This is a genomic window from Limibacter armeniacum (genome assembly GCF_036880985.1).
Classification (GTDB): Bacteria; Bacteroidota; Bacteroidia; order Cytophagales; family Flammeovirgaceae; genus Limibacter; species Limibacter armeniacum.
In genome coordinates this window covers 221,435-245,971 of the sequence record NZ_JBAJNO010000004.1, presented here as the reverse complement: position 1 = coordinate 245,971, position 24,537 = coordinate 221,435, and the positions used below count along the sequence as shown (strand labels likewise).

Here is a 24,537-nt window from a genome sequence, read left to right as displayed (position 1 = left end):
GCCCAATAAATTGTATCTAATCAGAAACCAGAAACGAAAGGAATTATGAAGTAAGTGATAAAATGATGCTTCTGCTGCCAATTAAGACAAGGAGAATTGTATTCCTTTAGATTAATGGATGGGTAGGTTATATGAAATCACTTAGGGTGACAATGTAGAAGCATTCCTATATTGTCACCCTTAGTTTTGGTATCATTTGTAAGATTTTAGTCTATCAGAATTTTTTAAATCTCTACTTCGAGTTTATCAAAAACTTTTGCTTCATCATTAGAAAATGGATTGACATAGATGCTACTTTGTCAATTTTGTTGCCTCTGTTTTTCCCATCTGACAACCCTTCAAAAGGATTTTTTATAAGAAATGTTGCACAAAAAGCAACAAATGTTGCAGTCGTAGACAAAGGCGTCAAATGTACAATTAAATGCAGCATTTGTTATAGGTGTCGTAATTACGTTTATATACATTTCGAAAAATCAACAGAAAATGCAGAACAAGATGAAGAAGCCGATCATCTCATTTTGGATGAGAATCGCGATCGAGGCAGTACTGGTTTTATGTCTTACCGGTTTACTGGTTGCCATCATTCAATCCGCCTAAGATAGTATATAACTTTTCGTTAGGTGGAATTCAAATAATTGAAACTGATCTTTTAGAACTCAAGAACTATGATCTGTAAAAAACTGATGTTGGGAGTAGCACTCCTTTTGGCTGTCACTTTTGTAAATGCGCAGTCTACAGACAAGGTAGATGGTTATGCATTATGGTTTTCCAATACTGAGGTTGCCACGGCTGCTACTCATCCAACAGGGTTTTATCTGGAAGGAAAATCAGACACCAGAGCTATCATCACAGCGGAACTTCAGGATGGATTGTCAAACCTGTTTGGCACCGAAATAAAAAGACAGCGTAAGGTATCTAAAGGGATATTATTACTGATTACACCTCAGGACAAGCTGGCAGCAAACTATCTCAAGTCAGGAGAATTGGACAAGTTGGAAGAGGATGGTTTTCTCCTAAAAAAGGAGAATGGTATGATGGTCATTGCTGCCAATACGGAGATTGGGTTGCTGTATGGAACATTCCATTACCTGAGACTGCTACGCACAGGTGAGCAGTTTCCCGTAAGGTTAGAAGAAAGACCAAAATTTGACCGACGTATCCTGAACCATTGGGATAACCTGGATAGGACAGTAGAAAGGGGCTACGCAGGAAGATCGCTTTGGCAGTGGGATGAGCTTCCTTCTAAAGTTGACGAGAGATATCAGGAATATGCCAAAGCGAATGCATCTGTCGGTATCAATGGTACGGTACTTAACAATGTAAATGCGAACCCGATGATTCTGAGCGAGGAGTACCTGATAAAAGTAAAATCACTGGCTGATGTATTTCGTCCCTATGGACTTAAGGTTTACTTGTCCATCAATTTTTCTTCTCCAGCTCAGTTAGGAGGTTTGCCTACATCAGATCCTTTGGATGAGCAGGTGATCGAATGGTGGCAGCAGAAGGTCGCTGCTATCTATAAGGAAATTCCTGATTTTGGAGGCTTTCTCGTAAAAGCCAATTCAGAAGGGTTACCAGGTCCGCAGGATTTTGGCAGAACCCATGCCGAAGGCGCCAATATGCTGGCTGATGCGCTGGCTCCTTATCATGGGATTGTAATGTGGCGGGCATTTGTCTACAACCCGACAGAGGAAGATCGGGCAAAGCAAGCTTACAATGAGTTTTTGCCACTGGATGGACAGTTCAGGAAGAATGTAATCGTTCAGGTCAAAAACGGCCCAGTAGATTTTCAGCCACGCGAACCGTTCAGCCCACTTTTCGGTCGCATGCAAAATACTACACTGATGCCTGAACTTCAGGTTACACAGGAATACCTAGGCTTTTCAAATCACTTGGTTTACCTCGGAACGCTTTTCAAGGAATTTCTTGATGCAGATACTTATGCAAAAGGAAGAAATACACCGGTATCCTCCATTAGTGATGGAACGGTTTTCAAGGATTCCATTACAGCGATTGCTGGCGTTGCCAATATCGGCTCAGATCCTAATTGGTGTGGTCATCACTTTGCTCAATCAAATTGGTATGCCTACGGACGTTTGGCTTGGAACCATCAGTTGCCTGCACACAAAATTGCAGCAGAATGGCTGAAGCAGACTTTCACAACAGATCAGCAGTTTGTCAATGCAATGAGTAGGGTCATGATGGAGTCAAGGGAGGCTACAGTCAATTACATGACGCCATTAGGACTTCACCACCTGATGGGGTGGGGACATCATTACGGTCCAGAACCTTGGTGTGCAGTACCAGGTGCCAGACCAGACTGGATGCCATCCTATTATCACAAGGCAGATATCAATGGGATTGGTTTTAACCGCTCTAGTACAGGCAGCAATGCAACTGCCCAATATTTTGACCCACTTAAGTCCATGTATGACAATCCGCAGCTTTGTCCTGAAGAATACCTGTTGTGGTTCCACCATTTGCCTTGGGACTATACACTTCATAACGGAAAAACATTATGGACAGAACTCTGCTACCGCTATAGTGAAGGTGTGGATCAGGTAAAAGTCTTTCAGGATGTTTGGAGAACAATGAAAGGGAAAGTAGACGAACAGCGATATCAAGAGGTGGAATCCAAATTGGAAACCCAACTGAAAGAGGCTAGCTGGTGGCGGGATGCCTGCTTACTTTACTTCCAGACTTTTTCTCAACAACCAATTCCGTCAGAGTTGGCAAGACCTGTCCATCAGCTCGAAGATTTGAAGAAGCTCAAGTTTGATATGAAACATCATAACTAGACACATTTATCCTTAGACCAATACATATAAAAATTGCAAACATGAACCCTAAAACTGACACAAAATGAACCATGTGTATATGAAAATGAAAAAGGGAATTTTACTCCTGCTATTGCTATTTTGCTTTGATACCTTGTTGGCACAGGCAATCAAGGTGGCAGGTACAGTAACCGATGCACAGAATGAACCGCTCCCAGGCGTGAGCATTATTCTGGAAGGAACGAATCAGGGAACTACAACGGATGTGTTTGGCAAATACACCATTGAGGTACCTTCAGGCGCAAAACTGATTTTCAATTATATCGGCTATGTTACACAGCCGGTTAGTGTCAATAACAGGTCTGTGATTGACATTACCATGCAAGAGGATATTGCTCAACTCTCGGAAGTGGTCGTAGTTGGTTATGGCTCTATGGAGCGAACCAACGTAACGGGAGCCATTTCTTCCATCAAGGCTGAAGACATCAACAAAGTGCCAGTACCGAATGCCATTGAGGCGTTGAGAGGTCAGGTACCGGGTGTAAGGATTTCCCGAACGAGTGGTATGCCTGGTTCAGGTGTCAGCATGAAAATCCGTGGTACCAATTCACTGACGTCAGGCAATGATCCGCTGATCGTATTGGATGGGGTGCCATTGACGGGTGGTAACATGGCAGACATCAACCCGAACGATATTGAGACACTGAATGTACTCAAAGATGCGGCTGCAGCTTCCATCTACGGTGCCAGTGGTGCCAATGGGGTTATCCTGATTACAACCAAGAGAGGAAAGTCAGGCAAGCCAACGGTCTCAGTCAACTTCTCGACAGGTTTTACTCAGCTTTCGATGACGCCTGAGATGTTCAATGCTGATGAGTATGTACAGCTGAAACTGGATGCGGCGGCAGGAGCAGGCAATCCGAAAACGATCAACGAGGTATTGAATGACCCTGTAGAACGCCAAAACTACATTGACGGTAAGTCAATTGACTGGCATGAGCAATTGTTGCGTACGGGAAGTGTGACCAACGCAGGTGTAACTGTATCAGGCGGAAGTGAAAAGCTTACTTTCTACCTGAATAACAACCTGTACCGTGAAATTGGGGTAGTGCAGAATTCTGACTATACCCGCTACTCACTAAGATTGAATTCTGATTACAAGGCTGCTGATTTTCTGAAGATCGGTGCCAATCTCCAGATTTCAGCTTCAGATGCAGACGAGACAGGCAATACACTTGACCAGAATGGCAATGCAGATTTCAATGATTTTGTAGGCAATACACCGCTGGGTAGAACCCACGATGAAAACGGCGATCTGGTTCCGACTGTAAAAGGCGACCAGTTCCAGTACAACCCGCTTTTCAGGTATCAGGAATCGGATATCAGCAGACAGAATACCCGTGTGTTTATCAATCCTTATGTGGAAGTGGATATCGTAAAAGGGCTGAAGTACAGATTGAATGCTTTTGCTGAGGCGCGTGATGAGAAGTATAACAGGTTCCTTTCTACGGAATACAATGATGGTGCACCAAACTACTCAAGGATTCAGCTGAGCAGAAACATGACTTACCTGCTTGACAATATCCTGACGTACAGTACCACTCTTAATGAAAAGCACAACCTGAATGCGACAGCGGTATATGGTATGCAATTGAACAAATATTATAACCTGAATACGCAGGCAAGAAGTGCCGCAACGGATGAACTGGATTACAATGCGATTGGGAGTACATCATCTGAGACATCAACGTTGGCATACAGCCTGAATGACTGGTCAAAGGTCTATTTTGTTGGAAGGGCAGGCTACTCTTATGACGATCGTTATAACCTGACGCTTACCATGCGTGTGGATGGTTCTTCAAAATTTGGTGAGAATAACCGTTTCGGTACTTTCCCTTCAGTGGCGGGTGCATGGAATATCCACAATGAGTCGTTTCTGGAAGATTCTCCAGTTGATATGTTGAAGCTGCGTGCCAGCTACGGTATCATGGGTAATGACAATATTCCAAACTTCCGTTACATGTCATTGGCTCAGGCGGTAAGGTATTCGGATGCAAACGGTATCCATACAGGTTTCACTACCAGTACAGCCCCGAATGCTGACTTGCGTTGGGAAGAAAGCAACCAGTTCAACACCGGTATTGACTTTGGATTCCTCAATGGAAGAATTGGCGGTTCATTGGATTATTACAAGACACAGACAAAAGATTTGTTGCTGACCGAAAAACTGCCGATTACCTCCGGTTATGAGCAAGTGTTGAGCAACGTCGGTCGCACAGAAAACTGGGGTATTGACTTTGCACTGAAAGCGGATGTGATAGATGGACCTATCAAATGGAATGTGTCAGCCAACTGGTCAATGGACCGTAACAAGATTGTCAGCCTGAACCGTGCCAGCACAGATGACGAAGGCAACCCGATTGATGATACAGCCAACGGGTGGTTTATCGGTCAGCCAATAGGTGTGCTGTATGAATATGATTTCTTGGGAATCTATCAGGCAGGTGAAGAATCAACTGCGGCAGCCATGCACCCAACCATTGCCGGCTATGGACCTGGTGATCCTAAGATCAGGGATGTGAACGGTGACGGCGTAATCACAACGGATGACAGGACTTTCCTTGGCAGCTCCAATCCTAAGTGGTATGGTGGTCTCAACAATACAGTTTCCTATAAGGGATTTGAATTGTCAGTCCTGTTTGAGATGGTGCAGGGTGTCAAGAAGATCAATTACTATTATGGTTCTTTGACAGGCCGTGACAATACGATCAAGGTAGATTACTGGACACCGGAAAATCCATCAAACGAATTCCCGGAGCCGCATGAGACAGACAACTACTACTTTGCCAATGCGGTAAAGGTGAGAGATGCTTCTTTTATCTCCTTGCGTAACGTATCGCTGTCTTACAACCTGCCTCCAAGCATACTTGAGAAGATGCATTTGCAGAGTGTCAACCTGTACATGAGAGGCAACAACCTTCATTACTTTACTGATTACAAAGATTCTTACTCTCCGGAGGTGGATGCGTTCAACTTCCCGACAATGAAGTCGGTGACCTTCGGGACGAAAGTTGTTTTTTAATCCGTTAATGAAAAACCCTTATGAATACACTAAAAAAATATATAGCACTGTCGGTTCTGGCAGTAGGCATAGCAGGCTGTAATGATCAGCTTGACATTGCACCAAAAGATACCCTGACCACAGATGTTGCGCTTTCAACGCTTGAGGGATTGGAGAATTCGGTATGGGGCATATATGAAAGAGGCAGAAGCCCATACGAAAGCAATGACCTCTCCACTTACAAGGTATGTGGTACTGACCTTGTACAGGCAGGCACCCACCTTCCCGATCAGGCGATTGTGCAATCGTTCAACAACTACGATTTCCAGTTGAATCCTCAGAATACAGGAGTGAGGGATATATGGAACGCCAGTTATGTGGCGATCAACCGCTGCAATGTTATCCTGAAAAACATCGAGACGGTGGAAATCAATGAGAACAATGCAACGGAAGTAAACAGAAGGGAAGCGGTCAAAGGCATTGCTTATTTCTTTAGGGCTTACTTCCATTTGAACCTTGTACAGCGTTGGGATAACATTGTCCTGTCAACTGAGGCTAGCGAAGTGGTGGAATATGATGTGCAGCTGGCATCAAAGGATGATGTATATGCACAGATTGAAGTCGACCTGCTGGAGGCTATCGGGTTGTTGCCGGAAGCCATCAATGCTGCCGGAAGTGGCGCAGTGTCCAAGGCTGTGGCACGGCATGCACTTTCTAAGGCTTATTTGGATATGGGCGAATGGGCAAAAGCTGCCGAAATGGCTAACCTAGTGATAGAGGATGGGGCATATAGTCTTGAGCCATTGGATGTGATCTTTTCAGAAAATCATCAGGACAATAAGGAGGTCATCTTTGCATGGCAGTTTACCAGTGCAGACCGTGACCATCCACAACGAGTTGTGCAGCAGATGATTCCGCTTTACGACCGTATCACGGGTGTCATGAGAAGTTTTGAGTATGGTGGTCGTCCTTGGGCACGCCTTTTCCCTTCAGACTATATGTTAAGCCTGTATGAGCCTGAAGATAAAAGATTGCAGTCATGGTTTGTGACCACCCTTTATTTCAATGATCCGGATAATCTTCCGGCAGGGGTATCCTTGGGTGATCCTGTTTTACCGGAGTATGCTGTGGATGCACCAAGCGGAGGTATCAGACACTTGACGCCAACCTGTAACAAGTATTTCGAAACGGACGTTTTGGGCAGGGCATTGGGTGATGCAGAAGGATACAAGAACGTAATCGAGTACCGTTTGGCAGAAGCCTATCTGGTAGCTGCTGAAGCCATTATGAATGATCCATCTGCTTCAGCGAAGGCAGGAGGAAAATCGGCACTTGATTTTATCAATGTACTTAGGGAAAGAGCAGGTGTATCTGCATTCACCTCACTGAATCAGGATATGTTGCTGGAAGAACATGCCCGTGAGCTGTGCTATGAGGGACACAGATGGGGAATGCTGAAAAGGCTTGGATTACTAGTAGACCGTGCCAATGAGTACAATACACCAGGTGCAGCAGGCAATGTGTTGCCTAAACATGTCAGATGGCCTATCCCGCAGGATTTTGTTGACCTGACTCAAGTGACTCAGAATGCAGATTATAACTAGGATAAAAAGACTAAGACCATGAAAAGATATAATATAATGATGCTCGTGGCTTTCCTGATGCTGTTTATGCTGGTGAGCTGTGAGGAAGATGTGACTGATAATGTAGGTCAGATTTCGGAAGTGATGCCAAGCGAGGCCTATCCGAGGGAAAGTATCGTGCTGAAAGGGTCCAATTTCGGAGATGTACAATATGTATTCTTCAGGGAACTTTCGGTGGAGTTTACCAACTCAGGCAACGAGATAAAGTTTGACATTCCTCACGGCTCCGTTTCCGGTGAAGGCAAGATTACGTTGGCTTATATGAATAACCTGAGGGTGACGGCTTCAGTACTGGTGAAACCTAGTGCCGACCCGATCTTTACCTCGATCACCTCAACAGCAGCCATGCCAGGCAGTAATGTAACGATTACAGGTTCGTCTTTGGGACAGGCTACAGAAGTCTCCATTAATGGGACAGCAGCCAGCATTGTTTCCAATAGCGATACAGAACTTACATTCTCGGTTCCTTCAGGTGTCACAGATTCAAAAGGTCAAATCAAGGTGGTGACCGTGGCAGGTGAAAACACAACCGAATACACTTTTTATGTAGGCAAGGAAGTGCTGGTGGATGATTTTGATGGAAACGGTTTTGGTGGCTGGGGAAGTATGGGTGGTGCAGTGGATACGGAAGTTTCAGGTATCCAGAATGCAAGCCCAACGCCAATCAGCGGTAACTTCTTCAAGATGGTAGGTGCAGCAGGTAGCTGGGGAGGATCCCAGATTGAGGCGACTGGAGGTTTTGGACTGACAGCAGCCAAAGAAAATATCTTGCTGGTTGTTGATGTGAACAACAATGGCACAGAATGCAACTACAGGTTCAATGTACAGGACAACAAGGCTAATTTCTGGAGTTCATACCAAGGCGTATATAATGGCTGGACAACATTGGAAATACCACTGACAGAATTCGGTTGGCAATACAATGGGGACGGCTCAACTCAAAGCGTGAACGGGCAGGCAGTTGACCCGACTATCTTGAATGTGGTGAAGGTACAGTGGGGTTCGCCGGTAGTTGAAGGAGGGGAAATCAGCTTTGACAATGTCCGCTTCATCGAGCTGGCAAACTAGGCCTAAGCTTCTGTAACATACATTTTTCTGCAAATAAAAAGGCACTGGTATTTGTGCCGGTGCCTTTAATTGATTGAGATATGATGAACTTTAAAACGGAACCATTTTTTAGGAGAATACTTTGGATTGGCGTGTTGCTAAGTCTGATGGCTTGCCAGAATGAGGGAGATGGAACTGAAAAGGAAGAGGTAAAGGAGCCACAATATCCAACCTTCTCAATAGATCCCGCAACAACCTATCAGGAGATGGTAGGGTTTGGTGGTGCGCTTACCTGGTACAGCAGCAGGGTGGCAAGTAGCCCAAAAAGTGAGGAGATATACCAACTGATGTTTGAAGACTTGGGAATGGATATCCTGAGACTGAAAAACTGGTACTATCCGGCAGACTACCCGAACAACAAGTCAACAGATGAAATGCTGACTTCTGGAGATAAGGAGATGTTTGAGGCAACACAGGAATTTTATGCGAAAGCAAAATCCTATAATCCGGATATCGAAATCCTGCTATGCTCTTGGGGACCTCCTGCGGCATTGAAAAACAATAACAATTTGAGAGAAGGCTTCCTGAAGAAAGACGAGGAAGGTAACTATATGTACGATGCTTTTGCCCAGTATTGGGTGGATGTATTGGATCACTACAACTTTACACCTGAATATATCAGTATTCAGAATGAGCCTTCGTATGTCAATGCCAACTGGACTACTTGTATGTGGGGTGCAACAGAAGCAACAGGATTGCCAGGGTACGACAAGGCATTTGATCAGGTATATGACCGGATCAAGGATCGTCCCAATGCACCATTGATGGTAGGTCCAGAATCAGAAAATGTACAAGCGTTTAGCACTTTTGCCCTAGTTGCCAAGTCGAGAGAATCGTGTAGTGTTTATGGTTATCACCCATACAATTTTTCAAAGGATACCCCGATCAGTTCGATTACCCCATTCCTGAAATCAATGGCACAGGACTTTGGAGACAAACCTAATTTTATGACTGAATATTCCGGCATGTCTTGGTTTCAGACAGCTAGGTTTATGCAGCAGACCTTACAATATGCCAATACCTCTGCTTACCTGTATTGGGAACTGGTATGGGGAGATGTCACAACCAAAGACAAGGCAATGATTTATGTGGATGGAGCCGGAGGATATATGGTAAACTCATTCTACTACCTGATCAAGCACTTCTCCAAACACATTGACAAGGGATATAAAAGGGTGGAAGTTTCGTCTGTTCTGCCACTGGTGGAAGTTACGGGATACCTTAATCCTGCCGGAGATAAGTTAACCCTGATTGCAGTCAATGCAGATGCACGGAATCTGGATTACAAGTTTGAGGTAGAAGGAATGGAGATCGCCAATATCAGTGGCTACCAGACTGTAGGAGATTCCTTTTATCAGGAATTGGAAGGGGTAGAGACAGACAAGCCAGTTAGGCTTCCTGCCGAATCAATCTCCACTTTTGTACTCGAACTCAAATAGGAATAGGTGCAGAATAATTCAACCAGTTTAAAAACACCATCAACCGAAAGGCTTTGGTGATCAGAAATTAAAGTAACAAGAAAATTAACCTGAAATCATGGCTACAACATCCAATAAGGTCTCGCTCTCTGAGAAAATAGGATACAGTCTGGGAGACTGCTCCGTAAACTTCGTCTTTCAAATCATGCTGGTCTTTCAGCTGGGATTTTATACAGATGTGTTTGGCATCACTGCCACGGCTGCCGGAACCATCCTGCTGCTGGCAAGGGTAATAGATGCCTTTGTTGACCCTGTTGTGGGCATCCTGTCGGACAGAACCAATACAAAATGGGGAAAATACCGTCCGTGGATTTTGTGGACAGCCATTCCATTTGGCTTGTTCTTTTTTCTGGCGTTTACAACGCCCGATCTGGACGAAAGATCAAAAATCATCTATGCAGGCATCACCTATACTTTGCTGATGACGCTCTATTCCTTTAACAATACCCCTTATGCGGCTTTGCATGGTGTAATGTCAAGTGACATCAAGGAGCGTACTAGCATCGGTTCGGTAAGGTTTGTATTTGCCATGATTGCGGCATTTCTGGTACAGGGATTCACCTTGCCATTGGTTTCCAAGCTGGGGCAGGGAGATGATGCCAAAGGTTGGTCGATGGCGATAGGTGTACTGGCGTTGATATCCATTGTGTTTTTTGTGGTCACCTTCCTGACCACTAAGGAGCGAATTACTCCTCCAAAATCACAGCAGACATCAGTGAAGCAGGATTTGAATGACATTCTCAAGAACGGACCTTGGAAAGCCATGTTTGTGGTGACACTTTTTATCTTCACAACGCTTTCGCTTTGGGGTGGAGGCACATATTACTTCTTCAATTACTATATTGATCCAGATGCCATTTTTGTATTCCTCCAGCAATTCAATCTGGTGGAAACAGCTGCCGGAACCTCAAGCCTCTGGAATCAGTTGCTGGATACTTTGGGACTTATTGCCTTGCAGGACAGAAGCAATGCATTCAGTGTTGGATTCAGCTTTTTCAATATGGTGGGGCAGTTTGTAACCATTATTGGCGTACTGACACTTTCAGCACCTTTAGCGGCAAGGTTTGGCAAGAAGAATGTCTTTGTGGTTTGCCTCTTTATGACGGCTATTTTTACAGGACTTTTCTTTGTGGTGCCGAGTGACAATGTAGGATTGGCTTTTACTTTCAATATCCTGAAAAGTTTGTTCTATGCGCCAACCATTCCATTGTTGTGGGCAATGATGGGCGATGTGGCAGACTATTCAGAATGGAAGAATAACCGCAGGGCAACAGGATTTGTGTTTGCCGGAGTAGTATTTGCCCTGAAGGCAGGACTTGGATTGGGAGGTGCGCTATGTGGTTGGGTTGTATCCATCTTCGGTTATGTGCCAAATGCAGTGCAGTCAACGGAAGCGATTCTGGGTATAAGGTTGGCTGCGAGTATTATTCCTGCCATTACTTTTATGGTGAGTGTGATAGCACTTCTGTTCTATGTTATTACTAAGGAAATGAACATCAACATGCAGGCAGAACTGGCTGAAAGAAGGGAGAAGGAACTGCCATTGGAGGTGATGGATACGGCGGTGTAAGCGAAAATTGTTTGAATCAAAATCTGGTTTTAAAATGAATAAGGATAAATCACTGAAAAGCTTAAGGGTACTTTTGATGTTGCTGCTGGTAGGTTGCGCTCAGCCACAGCATGATTCAGAAGTGCCTCTTAAGGAAGTGTTCAAGGAAAAGTTTTTGGTCGGAGCCGCATTGAATGCTGATCAGACCAACGGGCAACAACCTGCTGAACTGGCGCTGGTAAAGAGAGAGTTCAATACCATTGTAGCTGAAAACTGTATGAAAATGGAGTCACTTCAGCCCGAGCAAGGGGTGTTTGATTTCAAGGATGCAGACAACTTTGTCAGGTTCGGGGAAGAAAATGGGATGTTTATCGTAGGGCATACCCTGGTATGGCACTCTCAGGCACCTGATTGGCTGTTTGTGGATGAAGCGGGGAATGATGTGTCTCGTGATACGTTGGTTGCCCGCATGAGAAATCATATACATACTGTCGTTAGCCGATATAAAGGAAGAGTACATGCATGGGATGTGGTCAATGAGGCAATTGGTGATCAGGAGACTTTACGTCGAAGCAAGTGGCAGCAGATTATTGGCGATGATTATATCCAATTGGCATTTCAGTTTGCAAATGAGGCAGATCCTGACGCAGAACTATATTACAACGATTACTCCATGTTGAACCCGCATCGCCGTGAGTCAGGCATTCAGGTTATTCAGAGCCTGAAAGAAAAAGGTATCCGGATAGATGGCATCGGTATGCAGGCTCATTATGGACTGGATTATCTGGACCTGAATGAGTTTGAAGAGAGTGTGGTAAAGTTTGCGGAACAGGACGTAAAAGTCATGCTGACAGAACTGGACATTACAGTATTGCCATTCCCGACAAAGGAGATGTCTGCTGAGATTTCCCAGAACTATGAATTGAAAGCTACCCTTAACCCGTACAACGAAACATTGCCTGACTCAGTGGGGACCAAGCTGGCAATCGCCTATCAGGGATTGTTTGAGGTGTTGCTGAAACATCAGGATAAGATCGGGAGGGTTACTTTCTGGGGTGTAAATGATGGACAGTCGTGGCGTAACAACTGGCCAGTAAAAGGGAGAAAAGATTACCCGTTGCTTTTTGATAGGGACAATGCTCCCAAAAAGGCATTTCAGTCAGTAGTCTCGCTGGTAAAGGAATAACGGATAATAAAGTAAAAATGATAGGGAGACGAGTAGCAGTAAGCGAGGGAGGTAACTCCTCTATCTTTAATAATTTGATGATGGAAACAACAATCAAACATCCAAGACACTTGGTGAAACATATATTTACGGCAGACCCATCTGCCCATGTATTCAATGGTAAAATCTATATCTATCCTTCACATGATATTGAGTCAGGCATTCCTGAAAATGACAACGGCGACCATTTCAATATGCAGGATTACCATGTGTTTTCAATGGATAGCATTGACGGAGAGGTGACAGATCATGGCGTAGTACTGGCATTGGATGACGTTCCTTGGGCAGGCAGGCAGATGTGGGCACCTGATGCGGCTGAAAAGGATGGGAAGTACTACCTGTATTTCCCGATGAAGGACAAGAATGACATCTTTCGGATTGGTGTGGCGGTAAGTGATAAGCCTGAAGGGCCATTTGTTCCTCAACCCCGTCCAATGGATGGCAGCTACAGCATTGACCCTGCGGTATTGCAGGACAATAAGGGAGACTACTATATGTATTTTGGCGGAATCTGGGGTGGTCAGTTACAGCGCTACCGCAACAACAAGGCGATTGAAGTGGGACATGAACCAGCAGACCATGAACCTGCCCTATGTGCCAAGGTGGTGAAGCTTGCTGAAGATATGCTTGAATTTGAGGAAGAACCAAGGGATGTAATTATTCTGGATGAAAATGGAGAGCCATTGAAAGCCGGAGACCATGACCGCAGGTATTTTGAAGGGCCTTGGATGCACAAGTACAATGGCAAGTACTACTTTTCGTATTCGACAGGAAATACCCATCAGATTTGCTATGCCATTGGTGATTCACCATATGGTCCATTCCAGTACAAGGGTGTGATCCTGACGCCTGTTGTCGGGTGGACGACACACCATTCAATCTGTGAGTTTAATGGTAAATGGTACCTGTTCTATCATGACAGCAAGCCTTCTGGCGGAAAAACATGGCTCAGAAGTATCAAGGTAATTGAACTGAACTACAATGAGGATGGCACCATCCAGACCATTGATGGGAGTGTATAAATAAAATGAAGGGGTGAGGTTTGCAGATCAGGCCTCACCTTTTTTATAGAAGACCCAAAACCATGAACAACTCAAACAACCTTTTCAATTTCATATTCAGCTTTTTGCTTTTGGCATTGATTTCTTCCTGTTCTTCGCATTATGCAGAGCATATCAAGGAAGGAAAAGCTTATTACAGGTATTTTAAGTATGATGGTCACGATACTTTTTACGATCAGCATCCTATTGATAAAAGCAAGCAGTTTTACAATCCCATCTTACCGGGGTTCTATCCTGATCCTAGTATTTGCCAAAGAGGTGAGGATTATTTTTTGGTGACATCGACCTTTTCTTTCTTTCCGGGAATTCCGATTTACCACAGTAGAGACTTGGTAAACTGGAAATTGGTTGGACATGTACTGGAACGTCCTTCACAGTATATGAATAGAGATCAGCCCATTTCATATGGCATTTTTGCACCTGCATTGTCCTATAATCCAAAAAATGAGACATTCTATCTGACGACCACATTTGTAGGTGGAGGGGGTAATTTTATCGTAACAGCCAAAGACCCAGCTGGCGATTGGAGTGACCCGGTTTGGATACCTGAAGTGGAAGGAATAGACCCTTCACTATTCTTCGATGATGATGGTAAAGCCTACCTTGTCAACAATGGAGAACCTGAGGGAAAAGCGGAGTACAGTGGCCATAGAGCCATTTGGATTCAGGAATTTGATGTAGAAAATCAGAAAATGATCGGGCCTAGAAAAGTGCTGATCAATGGTGGCCATGACTTTTCTACCAAACCAATCTGGATTGAAGGCCCACACATTTATAAAATCAAGGATTACTATTTTCTGATGGCGGCTGAAGGTGGGACGTCTATTAACCATACTGAAGTGATATTCAGAAGTAAGAATGTCTTCGGACCTTATGAGCGAAACCCGAATAACCCAATCCTGACACAAAAGAACCTGCCTGAAGAGCGAGATTATCCGATTACGAATGCTGGCCATGCAGACCTGTTTCAGGATAAGGCTGGCAACTGGTATTCCATTTTTCTGGCATGCCGACCATACAGGAAAGGCAATATCTTTAATATCGGCAGGGAAACTTTTATCCATCCCGTAACTTGGGAGAAGGACTGGCCAACCATTCTGGAGTCAGGAAAAACCATTCCGATGGTTTTGGATTTACCCGAAGGCGTTACAAAGTCTGAGGACAAAGCATGGATGCCTGCTGGTAATTTCTCTTATACGGATGATTTCAAATCAGATAGCCTTGCTATGGAGTGGATGTTTTTAAGGACACCAACAGAAACAGAGTGGTACACATTGAACAGGGTAGAAGGTGGTATCTGGCTTGATCCGCAGCCTACTAATCTGCGGGAAATGAAACACACGGCTTTTTTGGGCAGGAGACAGCAACATCACGATTTCACGCTGGAAACTGCCATCCGATTTGTCCCGATGAGTGAGCAAGATTTTGCAGGCATCTCGCTGTTTCAGCGTGAGTCACACTACCTGAATTTAGGGTTAACCAAGGATGGAACGAAAACCATATTGGCACTTTGCAAATCGCAACAAGGAGAGGATGGGCTTATGGAAGAGAAGCTGGCTTCTGTAGCATTGCCAATTTATGATGAGGAAGTGAAACTGAAAGTACAATGTGAGAATGGCATTTTTTCATTCCTTTATCAGCTGGAGAATGAAGACTGGAAAACCCTTAAAACCGGTATAGATGCCGCTTACCTCAGCACGGCTGAAGCAGGTGGTTTTATTGGAACTGTCATGGCACTTTACACAACACATAATAACTGATACCAATATGAAAAAAATCGTACTCAGCATCTGGTTGCTTAGCATAGGATGGACGGCTTTTGCCATTGGAGACCCGAAAAGCGACCCTAAAGACAGGCCTTGGCTGGATACTTCTCTTTCTGTAAAGGAAAGGGCAAGTTTGCTGGTGGCAGAAATGACCTTGGAAGAGAAGGTCTCCCAGATGGTCAACAGTGCAACAGGAATAGAAAGGTTAGGAGTGCCTGAATATGACTGGTGGAATGAGTGCCTCCATGGCGTAGCCCGTAATGGAAAAGCAACGGTTTTTCCTCAGGCAATTGGGTTGGCGGCAACCTTTGACGAAAACTTGATTCATCAGGTTGCGGATGCAATTGGGAAGGAAGCCCGTGCCAAGTATAACATGGCACAAGTCATCGGGAACAGGTCCAAGTATTCCGGACTGACTTTCTGGACACCCAATGTCAATATTTTCCGTGACCCGAGATGGGGCAGAGGACAGGAAACCTATGGGGAGGATCCGTTTCTGACTGGAAGAATCGGGGTCAATTTTGTAAAAGGCTTACAGGGAAACAACCCCAATTACTTGCAGGCTGCAGCTTGTGCCAAACATTTTGCAGTACATTCAGGACCGGAAGCCTTGCGCCATGAGTTCAATGCGGTGGTTAGCAAACAGGATTTGTATGAAACATACCTGCCAGCTTTTAAGGCTTTGGTAACGGAAGCCCATGTGGAGTCTGTGATGGGCGCTTACAATCGGGTGTTAGATGATCCGGCTTGTGGCAGTGAATTCCTGTTGAAGGAAATCCTGCGTGACAGCTGGCAATTTGATGGACATATCGTGTCGGACTGTGGTGCCTTGGAAGATTTTTACAAGTACCATAAGGTGACTGATTCACCTGCCAAGGCAGCAGCAATGGCGCTTAAAGCGGGATTGAACCTTAACTGCGGCAATGTTTACCTGCATCTGGTAGATGCCGTAAAGCAGGGACTGGTCACGGAAGAAATGATCGATGAGCGGCTAAGCAAGCTTTATGCAACCCGCTTCAAGTTAGGCATGTTCGATGAGCAGCACCAGAATCCATATAACAGTATTGATGTATCTGTAGTGGAAAGCGAAGCCCATCAGGAACTGGCCTATCAGTCAGCTTTGAAATCAATGGTGCTTTTGAAGAACAAGAACAATGTCCTTCCATTGAGTCCAAATATCAGAAACCTGTATGTGGTGGGACCGAATGCCTCCAACTCAGAAGTACTGATGGGAAATTATTATGGGCTTTCTTCCAATACGGTGACTATTCTGGATGGTATCGTAGCCAATACCAGTGCAGGTACCACCATCAATTATCGACAAGGTATTTTGCTTGATCGCCCAAATGTCAACCCGATTGACTGGACTACAGGAGGAGTGAAAGCAAGTGATGCTTGTATTGCGGTATTGGGAATCTCTCCACTAATGGAAGGAGAGGAAGGTGCTGCCATTGCTTCAGCTGCGAAGGGAGACAGGCCTGACTTGTCATTGCCAGAGAATCAGATTGAATTCCTGAAAAAACTGAGACAGAACGATGAGACCAAACCCCTAATTGTAATCCTGACAGGAGGAAGCCCAATCATAGCGCCAGAAGTGTTTGAGTTGGCTGACGCTGTATTGTTTGCTTGGTATCCCGGACAGGCAGGAGGCAAAGCGGTGGGAGACCTGATCTTCGGAAAGGCAAGCCCTTCAGGAAAGTTGCCAATTACTTTTCCGAAATCAATGGATCAGCTGCCTGCTTATGAGGATTACAATATGAAAGGACGTACTTATCGCTATATGGAAGAGACGCCACAGTTTCCGTTCGGTTATGGATTGACCTACTCAAAATTTGAGATAGGTAAGCTTAATTTTAGCAAGGACAAAATCAAGAAAGAGGAAACACTGAAGGTTACGGCAATGGTCACCAACACTGGAGGAAAGGATGCTGAAAATGTGCTACAGTTGTATTTGTCTGGCTACAATGTCCAGTTTGAGGCACCCCATTATTCACTGAAAGGCTTCCAACGGGTAACCTTGAAGGCAGGAGAAAGCAAGGAAGTGACTTTCATTGTAACACCTGAAGCAAGGGAAATATTTGATACGGAAGGGGTGGCAACCCAGCCGAAAGGAAAGATGACGGTTACAGTATCCGATGCCGCACCATTGTTGGAGGCTGGCAGAATGAATGAGATTTCAGTTCAGCAAAAATCAATTACAATCAGATGATAAAGAAAAGTATCAGAATATTGATCACACTGCTGCTGATAAGTCTGTCGGCAGTTGGACAGGTGAGGTTACCCAAACTTATTTCAGATGGAATGGTCTTGCAGCGGGATACCAAGGTAAAGGTATGGGGTTGGGCAAGTCCAAAGGAAAAGGTTACCGTTCAGTTTAAGGGAAAGGTTTACCGGACCAAAGCCGATCAGCAAGGAAATTGGACTATCACATTACCAAAAATGGAACATGGAGGACCTTACACGATGAAGGTCAATGACCTTGTGATCAAGGATATCCTGATTGGCGATGTATGGGTTTGTTCAGGACAATCGAATATGGAGCTTCCAATGAGAAGGGTGGCCTGGATTTATGAAAAGGAAATCGCTGAGTGTGAAAATGATATGATTCGTGAGTTTCAGGTGCCGAAGGAGTATGATTTTCATGTTCCGAAAACCGACTTGAGCGCGGGTAGCTGGAAGAAATCCAATCAGGAAAATATCGCTGAGTTTTCTGCTGTTGCCTACTTCTTTGCCAAGGAAATCAATGGGAAATATGGTGTGCCTGTAGGCATCATCAATGCCAGTCTTGGAGGATCACCTGTAGAGTCATGGCTAAGTGAAGAAGCATTGAAACCATTCCCTGTTGCCTATCAGGAAATGCAAAAATTCAAGAGTGATGAGCTGATTAAAGAGATTCAACAGTCAGACAAGGAAATGTATGCCAACTGGTTTGCTGCGCTGTATGCCAAGGATCAGGCCTATCAGCATCCTGACAGCATCTGGTCTCAGCCATTTGTTTCCACTGCAGACTGGAAGGAAATGGAAGTGCCACATTACTGGTCAACCACGGACTTGAAAGAAGTAAATGGTGCTGTCTGGTTCAAAAAGGATTTTCACCTCAACAACGCAAAGGGGGAAGCCAAACTGATTTTGGGCAGCATCGTGGATGCAGACTCTGTTTTTATTAATGGCACTTTTGTCGGTACGACTAGTTACCAGTATCCACCACGCCGTTATACGATTCCTGAGGGCGTATTGAAATCAGGCAATAACAATATCACTGTACATGTGATCAACCGACAGTTTGAAGGTGGGTTTGTACCGGATAAGGAATACAGTATTCAACTGGACAATGAAACAGTCAGTCTTGAGGGAATTTGGAAGTACAAGGTGGGGGTTGTAGTTCCAGCATTGGGGAATCCGACCTTTATCCAATGGCAGCCGGGAGGTTTGTACAACGGGATGATTGCACCATTGCACAATTATACCATCAGTGGTGTACTTTGGTATCAGGGTGAGTCAAATACCGGAAAGCCGAATGTTTATCAAGAGCGTTTCGCAGCCATGATTGGAGATTGGAGGAAGCATTGGCAGCAAGACGATTTCCCATTCCTGTATGTACAGCTGGCTAATTTTTTACCTGAAAAGGAAATGCCATCGGAAAGCAACTGGGCAAGGCTCCGCGATGAGCAACGGAAGACCATGGCTGTTGACAATACGGGTATGGCAGTCATTATTGATATTGGGGAATGGAACGATATTCATCCATTGAATAAGAAAGAGGTGGGGCATCGCTTGAGTCTATGGGCACAGCAATTGGCTTATAAGGATAAGGCAGTGACAGCATCTGGTCCACTTTACAAGGAGATGGAGATTCAGGATGAAACGGTAATCCTTTCTTTCTTATCCATCGGTGATGGGTTAGTGGCAAAGGATGGACAGCCGCTAAGAGGGTTCACGATTGCTGGATCAGACAGGCAATTTGTCAAGGCTGAAGCCCGAATCGAAGATGGAAAGGTTATCGTCTGGCACAAGGATTTACCCCATCCTGTTGCTGTGCGGTATGCATGGGCAGACAACCCTGGAGCAGTGAACTTCTATAACAAGGCAGGACTGCCAGCTTCACCTTTTAGAACGGATAATTGGGACGGAAAAGAGAACTGATATTAAAACCTGGAAATAGATGAATATACTGCAAAGGATACTGACAGTTGCAGCATGCCTGTTTTTGTATGGGCTTACTGCATTTTCACAGGGAACAATTCCCCATCTGCAAAAAAATGGGGAGATGGTGCAGCTGATAGTCCACGATCAGCCATTCCTGATCAGGGGTGGTGAATTGGGTAACTCTTCAGCCACCAATATGAAATATATGGAGACCATCTGGCCCAAGCTGAAAACCATGAACCTGAACACGGTATTGGCTCCGGTATTTTGGGAATTGATTGAAAAGGAGGAGGGCAAGTTTGATTTCAAATTGTTGGATGACCTGATCCTCAATGCGAGAGACAATGATATGAAATTGGTATTGCTGTGGTTTGCCTCATGGAAAAACAGCATGTCAAGCCATGCGCCTGCGTGGGTAAAGACGAACCAGAAAAGGTTTCCAAGGGTAAAGGATGATCAGGGAAAAAGCCATGAGATCCTAAGTTCTTTCAGTGAGGAAAACCTGAAGGCAGACCTGAAAGCGTTTACCGCCCTGATGGAACACCTGAAAGCCTTTGATGGGAATGAACATACCGTGATTATGGTGCAGGTGGAAAATGAGATCGGAATGCTGCCGACAGCTAGGGATTACCATCATCTGGCTAATGAGCATTTCAATAAGGAAGTGCCTAAGGAACTGATCCGTTATATGCAAAAGAACAAGGACAGTTTGGTGCCGGAGTTTTATCAGGTTTGGAAAGAGAATGGGCTGAAGACGTCAGGAAGCTGGGAACAGGTTTTTGGTAAGGGAACCCATACAGATGAAATCTTTATGGCTTACTATTATGCAGCATTCACGGACAAGCTAGTTGAAGCTGGTAAGACAATCTACCCACTGCCCATGTTTGTCAATGCAGCCCTGAACCGTCCGGGAAGGGAACCAGGTAAAGGGTATCCGAGTGCAGGGCCATTGCCGCACCTGATGGATGTATGGAAAGTAGGAGGTTCGAAAATTGATTTCCTTGCTCCAGACTTTTACAATCCACGATTCAAGCACTGGAATGACCTCTATACCCGTCAGCATGATCCATTGTTTATTCCTGAACACCGTTTTGATGAGACCGTAGGACCAAAAGCACTATATGCAATGGGACATTACAGGGCATTAGGTTTTTCCCCGTTTTCTATTGAGTCGACGGATGATCCTGCTAATGAAAAACTGGGTAAAGCCTATGAGCTGGTTACACAGTTACAGCCTTTGCTTACAAAGCAGCAGGGAAATGTACAGGTAGAGGCTGTACTTTTTGATAAGATTGATCAGGATACAGTAATTGAAATGGGAGGACATATTCTGACTTGTAAGCATGATTATACTTTGGGTTGGTCGCCCAATGCCCAAGATAAGGAATGGGAAATGGGTAGTGCCATCATTGTCAGTACAGGTGAAGGAGAATATTTTGTGGCAGGGACAGGGGTAGTGATCACATTCCAGTCAGCCAGAGACAAATCGGTCAATACAGGAATTCTAAGTGTGGATGAAGGGGAATTTGTTGATGGGGAATGGCAACCATCCAGAAGGTTGAATGGAGACCAGACCCATCAGGGAAGGCATCTGAGAATCCCGATGGGTGAATATGGCATCCAAAGAATTGAACTGTATTCGTACCAGTAAAATAGAGACCAGATCAATGAAGCTAGTCAAGACACTAAGGTGGTTCGGGCAGAAAGACCCGATCACCTTACAGGAAATCAGGCAGACAGGGGCAACTGGTATCGTGACAGCATTGCACCATATACCTAATGGGGAAGTCTGGCATGTAGAGGAAATTCTGAAAACAAAATATGTGATAGAGGAGCAGGGTTTGTCATGGGAAGTGGTGGAAAGCTTACCCGTTCATGAAGAGATCAAAAAAGGGGGAGCTGACCGTGACAGATTGATTGAAAACTATCAGCAGAGTATTCGGAATCTGGGTAAATGTGGCATTCAGACGATTTGTTACAATTTTATGCCTGTATTGGATTGGGCTAGAACCAATTTGCATTACAGACTATCTGATGGAGCCGAGGCAATGTATTTTGATAGAACCCTGTTTGCAGCATTTGACCTTTATATTCTGAAAAGACCTGACGCTGAACTGGATTATTCGATGGAAGAGCAGGAAACTGCAACAAAAGTATTCCTGAACTTTACACCTGAACAGGCTGATGAATTGACTTACAATATCATTGTCAAGACACAGTCATTTATTGATGGGGCAGTAGGAGAAGGGGAGAAAGATCCGAAAGGTATCTTCCTGAGATTGTTGAGCGAATATGAAAATATAGACAGGGAACAGTTGAGGAAAAACTTTGCTTATTTCCTCAAAGCCGTGATTCCAGTTGCAGAAGAAAGTGGGGTAAGGCTGGCGGTACATCCTGACGATCCACCGTTTCCATTATTGGGTTTGCCACGGATTGTCAGTATAGGAGAAGACTTCAGATGGCTAGCCGAAACGTGTCCTTCACTGAACAATGGTATTACATTTTGTACGGGTTCATTGGGTGCAAGGAAAGATAATGACATCGTATCCCTGTTCAGGGAATTTGGCGAGCGGGTACATTTTCTTCACCTGAGAAATACCATGGTGCTTGAAAATGGGGATTTTTATGAGGCAGCACATCTGGAAGGAGGTACGGACATGGCACAGGTAATGGAAGCAATTGTACAGGAACAAATGAACCGATCTGAGGCAGGGCGCACAGACATCAATATCCCGATGAGACCTGACCATGGGCATAAGCTGTTGGGTGATTTCAACAGGGAGGCTAATCCCGGATATCCCCTGATCGGTAGAATGAGAGGTCTGGCAGAGCTATCAGGATTGGAAATGGGGATCAGGCACAGGCTTGCTGTTGACAGTATAACTTGAAAAGTAATTATCTTGCCGCAGTTTGGCGAGATGAAAAGAAAAATCCTTATGCATAGATTAGATATAAATTTCAAATACCTGTTACTGACCTTTTGGCTAACCTGTTCAGTGAGTGTTGCGATAGGACAACAACCAACTTCCAAGATAAGGTTAAATCAGTTGGGCTACTATCCAACTGCTCCCAAGAAGGCGGTAGTTAATGGCGCTGAAAGCAAAAGCTTTTATATTTTGACTCCTGATCTGGCTGATACCTTATACACTGGCAAGTTAGGAAAGGCAGAACATACAACGTATTCAAAGGCCCCAATTCAGTTGGTGGACTTTTCAGCATTCAGTCAGGTGGGAGAGTTTGTATTGTCTGTACCTGAAGCAGGTGTTTCTTATCCATTTCATATCGATGAGACTGTTTTTGAGGATGCAGGAATTGCTTCCTTGAGAGCATTTTATTATCAGCGTGCATCTGTAGCACTTGACCAGCAATATGCAGGCAAATGGTATAGGAAGGCAGGGCATCCGGATGATAAGGTGTTGGTACATGCTTCGGCAGCCAGCCAGTCTAGGCCTGAAGGAACACAAATTGTTGCCACTGGTGGATGGTATGATGCAGGTGATTATAACAAGTATATCGTCAATAGTGGCATTACAATGGGGACATTGTTATCTATATATGAGGACTATCCTGAATATTTTAAACAGCTGAACAGCCAGATTCCTGAGAGTGGAAATGAGATTCCAGACCTGTTGGATGAAGTGCTTTGGAATTTACGTTGGATGCTAACCATGCAAGATTTGGATGGAGGCGTTTACCATAAGCTCACGACACCTTCTTTTGAAGGAATGGATACACGTCCTGATCTTGCTGTACAATCTCGATACGTAGTCCAGAAAACAACTGCAGCTGCCTTGGATTTTGTCGCGGTAATGGCTCAGGCTTCAAGGATATTCAAGGCTTATAACATGCAATTGCCAGAGTTGTCGGAGACTTGTCTGATAGCCGCAGAAAAAGCATGGAAATGGGCTTTGGCACATCCTTCTGAATATTATGAGCAAGATGAGCTAAACCGACGGTTTGACCCTGATATCACAACAGGCGCTTATGGTGACCGACAATTGGAGGATGAGTTTATCTGGGCGGCTTCAGAGTTGTGGGTTACGACCTCAAAAGCAACATATGGTGAATACCTTATAGGTAAAATAGAGGAAAAGTCTGTATTGCCTTCTTGGGGACAGGTAGCCATGTTGGGTTACTATTCCATGCTTCGGAATGAGCATGCACTGGATAATCCTACCATGCTGAAAAAGGTAAGGAAGTTGGTTGTTGATTTTGCTGATGAGTTGGTACAACAGGGAAACTCGAATCCTTATCAGGTTGTAATGGGAGGTTCAGTAAAAGATTTTGAGTGGGGAAGCAATGCTGTAGCGGCCAACCAAGGTATCGCTTTGATTCAGGCTTACCATCTGACAAATGAACTAAAGTATCTGGAGCTGGCCTTGGCAAATCTGGATTACCTGTTGGGAAGAAATGCAACAGGGTATTCGTTCCTGACCGGATTTGGAAGTCAATCCCCAATGAATCCTCATCATAGATTATCAGTTTCGGATCAGGTAGATGCTCCTGTTCCCGGACTGCTGGTCGGTGGACCAAACCCAGGAAAACAGGATAATTGCCAATACCCATCTGACTATCCTGATGAAGCTTATGTAGATGTTGTTGCTTCTTATGCCTCCAATGAAATTGCAATCAATTGGAACGCACCTTTTGTTTATCTGGTCTTCGGCTTGGAAGCCCTTAAACAAGAAGCAGGCTTTATCCACAGCAAATAGATTGAAGTAAAA

14 protein-coding genes are annotated in these 24,537 nt (G+C 44.7%); all 14 read left to right on the top strand.

Annotation, left to right across the window (positions count from 1 at the left end; genetic code table 11):
• Positions 1–665: 665 nt before the first annotated feature.
• The 14 genes from V6R21_RS04565 to V6R21_RS04500 all read left to right on the top strand — a co-directional run bounded on the left by V6R21_RS04565 (position 666) and on the right by V6R21_RS04500 (position 24,525).
• On the top strand, positions 666–2,798 hold the full coding sequence (locus V6R21_RS04565) for an alpha-glucuronidase family glycosyl hydrolase (RefSeq protein WP_334241310.1): 2,133 nt from the start codon (positions 666–668) through the stop codon (positions 2,796–2,798).
• Positions 2,799–2,877: 79 nt separating this feature from the next.
• Positions 2,878–5,859 carry a SusC/RagA family TonB-linked outer membrane protein gene (locus V6R21_RS04560; RefSeq protein WP_334241307.1) on the top strand — a complete coding sequence of 994 codons (2,982 nt, stop codon included), beginning with the start codon at positions 2,878–2,880 and terminating at the stop codon, positions 5,857–5,859.
• A gap of 20 nt (positions 5,860–5,879) precedes the next feature.
• Positions 5,880–7,442, top strand: coding sequence for a RagB/SusD family nutrient uptake outer membrane protein (locus V6R21_RS04555; protein ID WP_334241305.1), 1,563 nt, complete (start codon positions 5,880–5,882; stop codon positions 7,440–7,442).
• A gap of 18 nt (positions 7,443–7,460) precedes the next feature.
• The gene (locus V6R21_RS04550) at positions 7,461–8,549 is read left to right on the top strand and encodes an IPT/TIG domain-containing protein (protein ID WP_334241302.1); all 1,089 of its coding nucleotides are present in this window, start codon (positions 7,461–7,463) and stop codon (positions 8,547–8,549) included.
• An 80-nt stretch (positions 8,550–8,629) separates the two neighbouring features.
• Positions 8,630–10,027: a glycoside hydrolase gene (locus V6R21_RS04545; protein WP_334241300.1), complete on the top strand. Its 1,398-nt coding sequence runs from the start codon at positions 8,630–8,632 to the stop codon at positions 10,025–10,027.
• 97 nt (positions 10,028–10,124) lie between these two features.
• Positions 10,125–11,636 (top strand): MFS transporter, encoded by a 1,512-nt coding sequence (locus V6R21_RS04540; protein ID WP_334241298.1) that lies wholly within the window; start codon positions 10,125–10,127, stop codon positions 11,634–11,636.
• Positions 11,637–11,670: 34 nt separating this feature from the next.
• Positions 11,671–12,801, top strand: a complete 1,131-nt coding sequence (locus V6R21_RS04535; protein WP_334241296.1) for an endo-1,4-beta-xylanase — start codon at positions 11,671–11,673, stop codon at positions 12,799–12,801.
• A 77-nt stretch (positions 12,802–12,878) separates the two neighbouring features.
• Positions 12,879–13,862: a glycoside hydrolase family 43 protein gene (locus tag V6R21_RS04530; protein WP_334241347.1), complete on the top strand. Its 984-nt coding sequence runs from the start codon at positions 12,879–12,881 to the stop codon at positions 13,860–13,862.
• A gap of 62 nt (positions 13,863–13,924) precedes the next feature.
• Positions 13,925–15,661 (top strand): glycoside hydrolase family 43 protein, encoded by a 1,737-nt coding sequence (locus V6R21_RS04525; RefSeq protein WP_334241294.1) that lies wholly within the window; start codon positions 13,925–13,927, stop codon positions 15,659–15,661.
• A 7-nt stretch (positions 15,662–15,668) separates the two neighbouring features.
• Complete coding sequence (locus tag V6R21_RS04520) at positions 15,669–17,876, top strand: glycoside hydrolase family 3 N-terminal domain-containing protein (RefSeq protein ID WP_334241293.1); 2,208 nt, start codon at positions 15,669–15,671, stop codon at positions 17,874–17,876.
• On the top strand, positions 17,873–19,810 hold the full coding sequence (locus V6R21_RS04515; protein WP_334241291.1) for a sialate O-acetylesterase: 1,938 nt from the start codon (positions 17,873–17,875) through the stop codon (positions 19,808–19,810). Before V6R21_RS04520 ends, V6R21_RS04515 begins: the two co-directional genes overlap by 4 nt.
• Before the next feature lie 19 nt (positions 19,811–19,829).
• Positions 19,830–21,464: a GH35 family beta-galactosidase gene (locus V6R21_RS04510; RefSeq protein WP_334241289.1), complete on the top strand. Its 1,635-nt coding sequence runs from the start codon at positions 19,830–19,832 to the stop codon at positions 21,462–21,464.
• A gap of 16 nt (positions 21,465–21,480) precedes the next feature.
• Positions 21,481–22,701, top strand: coding sequence for a mannonate dehydratase (gene uxuA, locus V6R21_RS04505; RefSeq protein WP_334241288.1), 1,221 nt, complete (start codon positions 21,481–21,483; stop codon positions 22,699–22,701).
• Between the two features lie 48 nt (positions 22,702–22,749).
• A complete protein-coding gene (locus tag V6R21_RS04500; RefSeq protein WP_334241286.1) occupies positions 22,750–24,525 on the top strand; it encodes a glycoside hydrolase family 9 protein in 1,776 nt (591 codons plus the stop codon).
• Positions 24,526–24,537 lie beyond the last annotated feature (12 nt).

What these genes read in the sequence shown, in the direction of transcription:
- V6R21_RS04565 (WP_334241310.1), top strand. Translation starts at nt 666, where the DNA reads ATGATCTGTAAAAAACTGATGTTGGGAGTAGCACTCCTTTTGGCTGTC.
- V6R21_RS04560 (WP_334241307.1), top strand. Translation starts at nt 2,878, where the DNA reads ATGAAAATGAAAAAGGGAATTTTACTCCTGCTATTGCTATTTTGCTTT.
- V6R21_RS04555 (WP_334241305.1), top strand. Translation starts at nt 5,880, where the DNA reads ATGAATACACTAAAAAAATATATAGCACTGTCGGTTCTGGCAGTAGGC.
- V6R21_RS04550 (WP_334241302.1), top strand. Translation starts at nt 7,461, where the DNA reads ATGAAAAGATATAATATAATGATGCTCGTGGCTTTCCTGATGCTGTTT.
- V6R21_RS04545 (WP_334241300.1), top strand. Translation starts at nt 8,630, where the DNA reads ATGATGAACTTTAAAACGGAACCATTTTTTAGGAGAATACTTTGGATT.
- V6R21_RS04540 (WP_334241298.1), top strand. Translation starts at nt 10,125, where the DNA reads ATGGCTACAACATCCAATAAGGTCTCGCTCTCTGAGAAAATAGGATAC.
- V6R21_RS04535 (WP_334241296.1), top strand. Translation starts at nt 11,671, where the DNA reads ATGAATAAGGATAAATCACTGAAAAGCTTAAGGGTACTTTTGATGTTG.
- V6R21_RS04530 (WP_334241347.1), top strand. Translation starts at nt 12,879, where the DNA reads ATGATGGAAACAACAATCAAACATCCAAGACACTTGGTGAAACATATA.
- V6R21_RS04525 (WP_334241294.1), top strand. Translation starts at nt 13,925, where the DNA reads ATGAACAACTCAAACAACCTTTTCAATTTCATATTCAGCTTTTTGCTT.
- V6R21_RS04520 (WP_334241293.1), top strand. Translation starts at nt 15,669, where the DNA reads ATGAAAAAAATCGTACTCAGCATCTGGTTGCTTAGCATAGGATGGACG.
- V6R21_RS04515 (WP_334241291.1), top strand. Translation starts at nt 17,873, where the DNA reads ATGATAAAGAAAAGTATCAGAATATTGATCACACTGCTGCTGATAAGT.
- V6R21_RS04510 (WP_334241289.1), top strand. Translation starts at nt 19,830, where the DNA reads ATGAATATACTGCAAAGGATACTGACAGTTGCAGCATGCCTGTTTTTG.
- uxuA (WP_334241288.1), top strand. Translation starts at nt 21,481, where the DNA reads ATGAAGCTAGTCAAGACACTAAGGTGGTTCGGGCAGAAAGACCCGATC.
- V6R21_RS04500 (WP_334241286.1), top strand. Translation starts at nt 22,750, where the DNA reads ATGCATAGATTAGATATAAATTTCAAATACCTGTTACTGACCTTTTGG.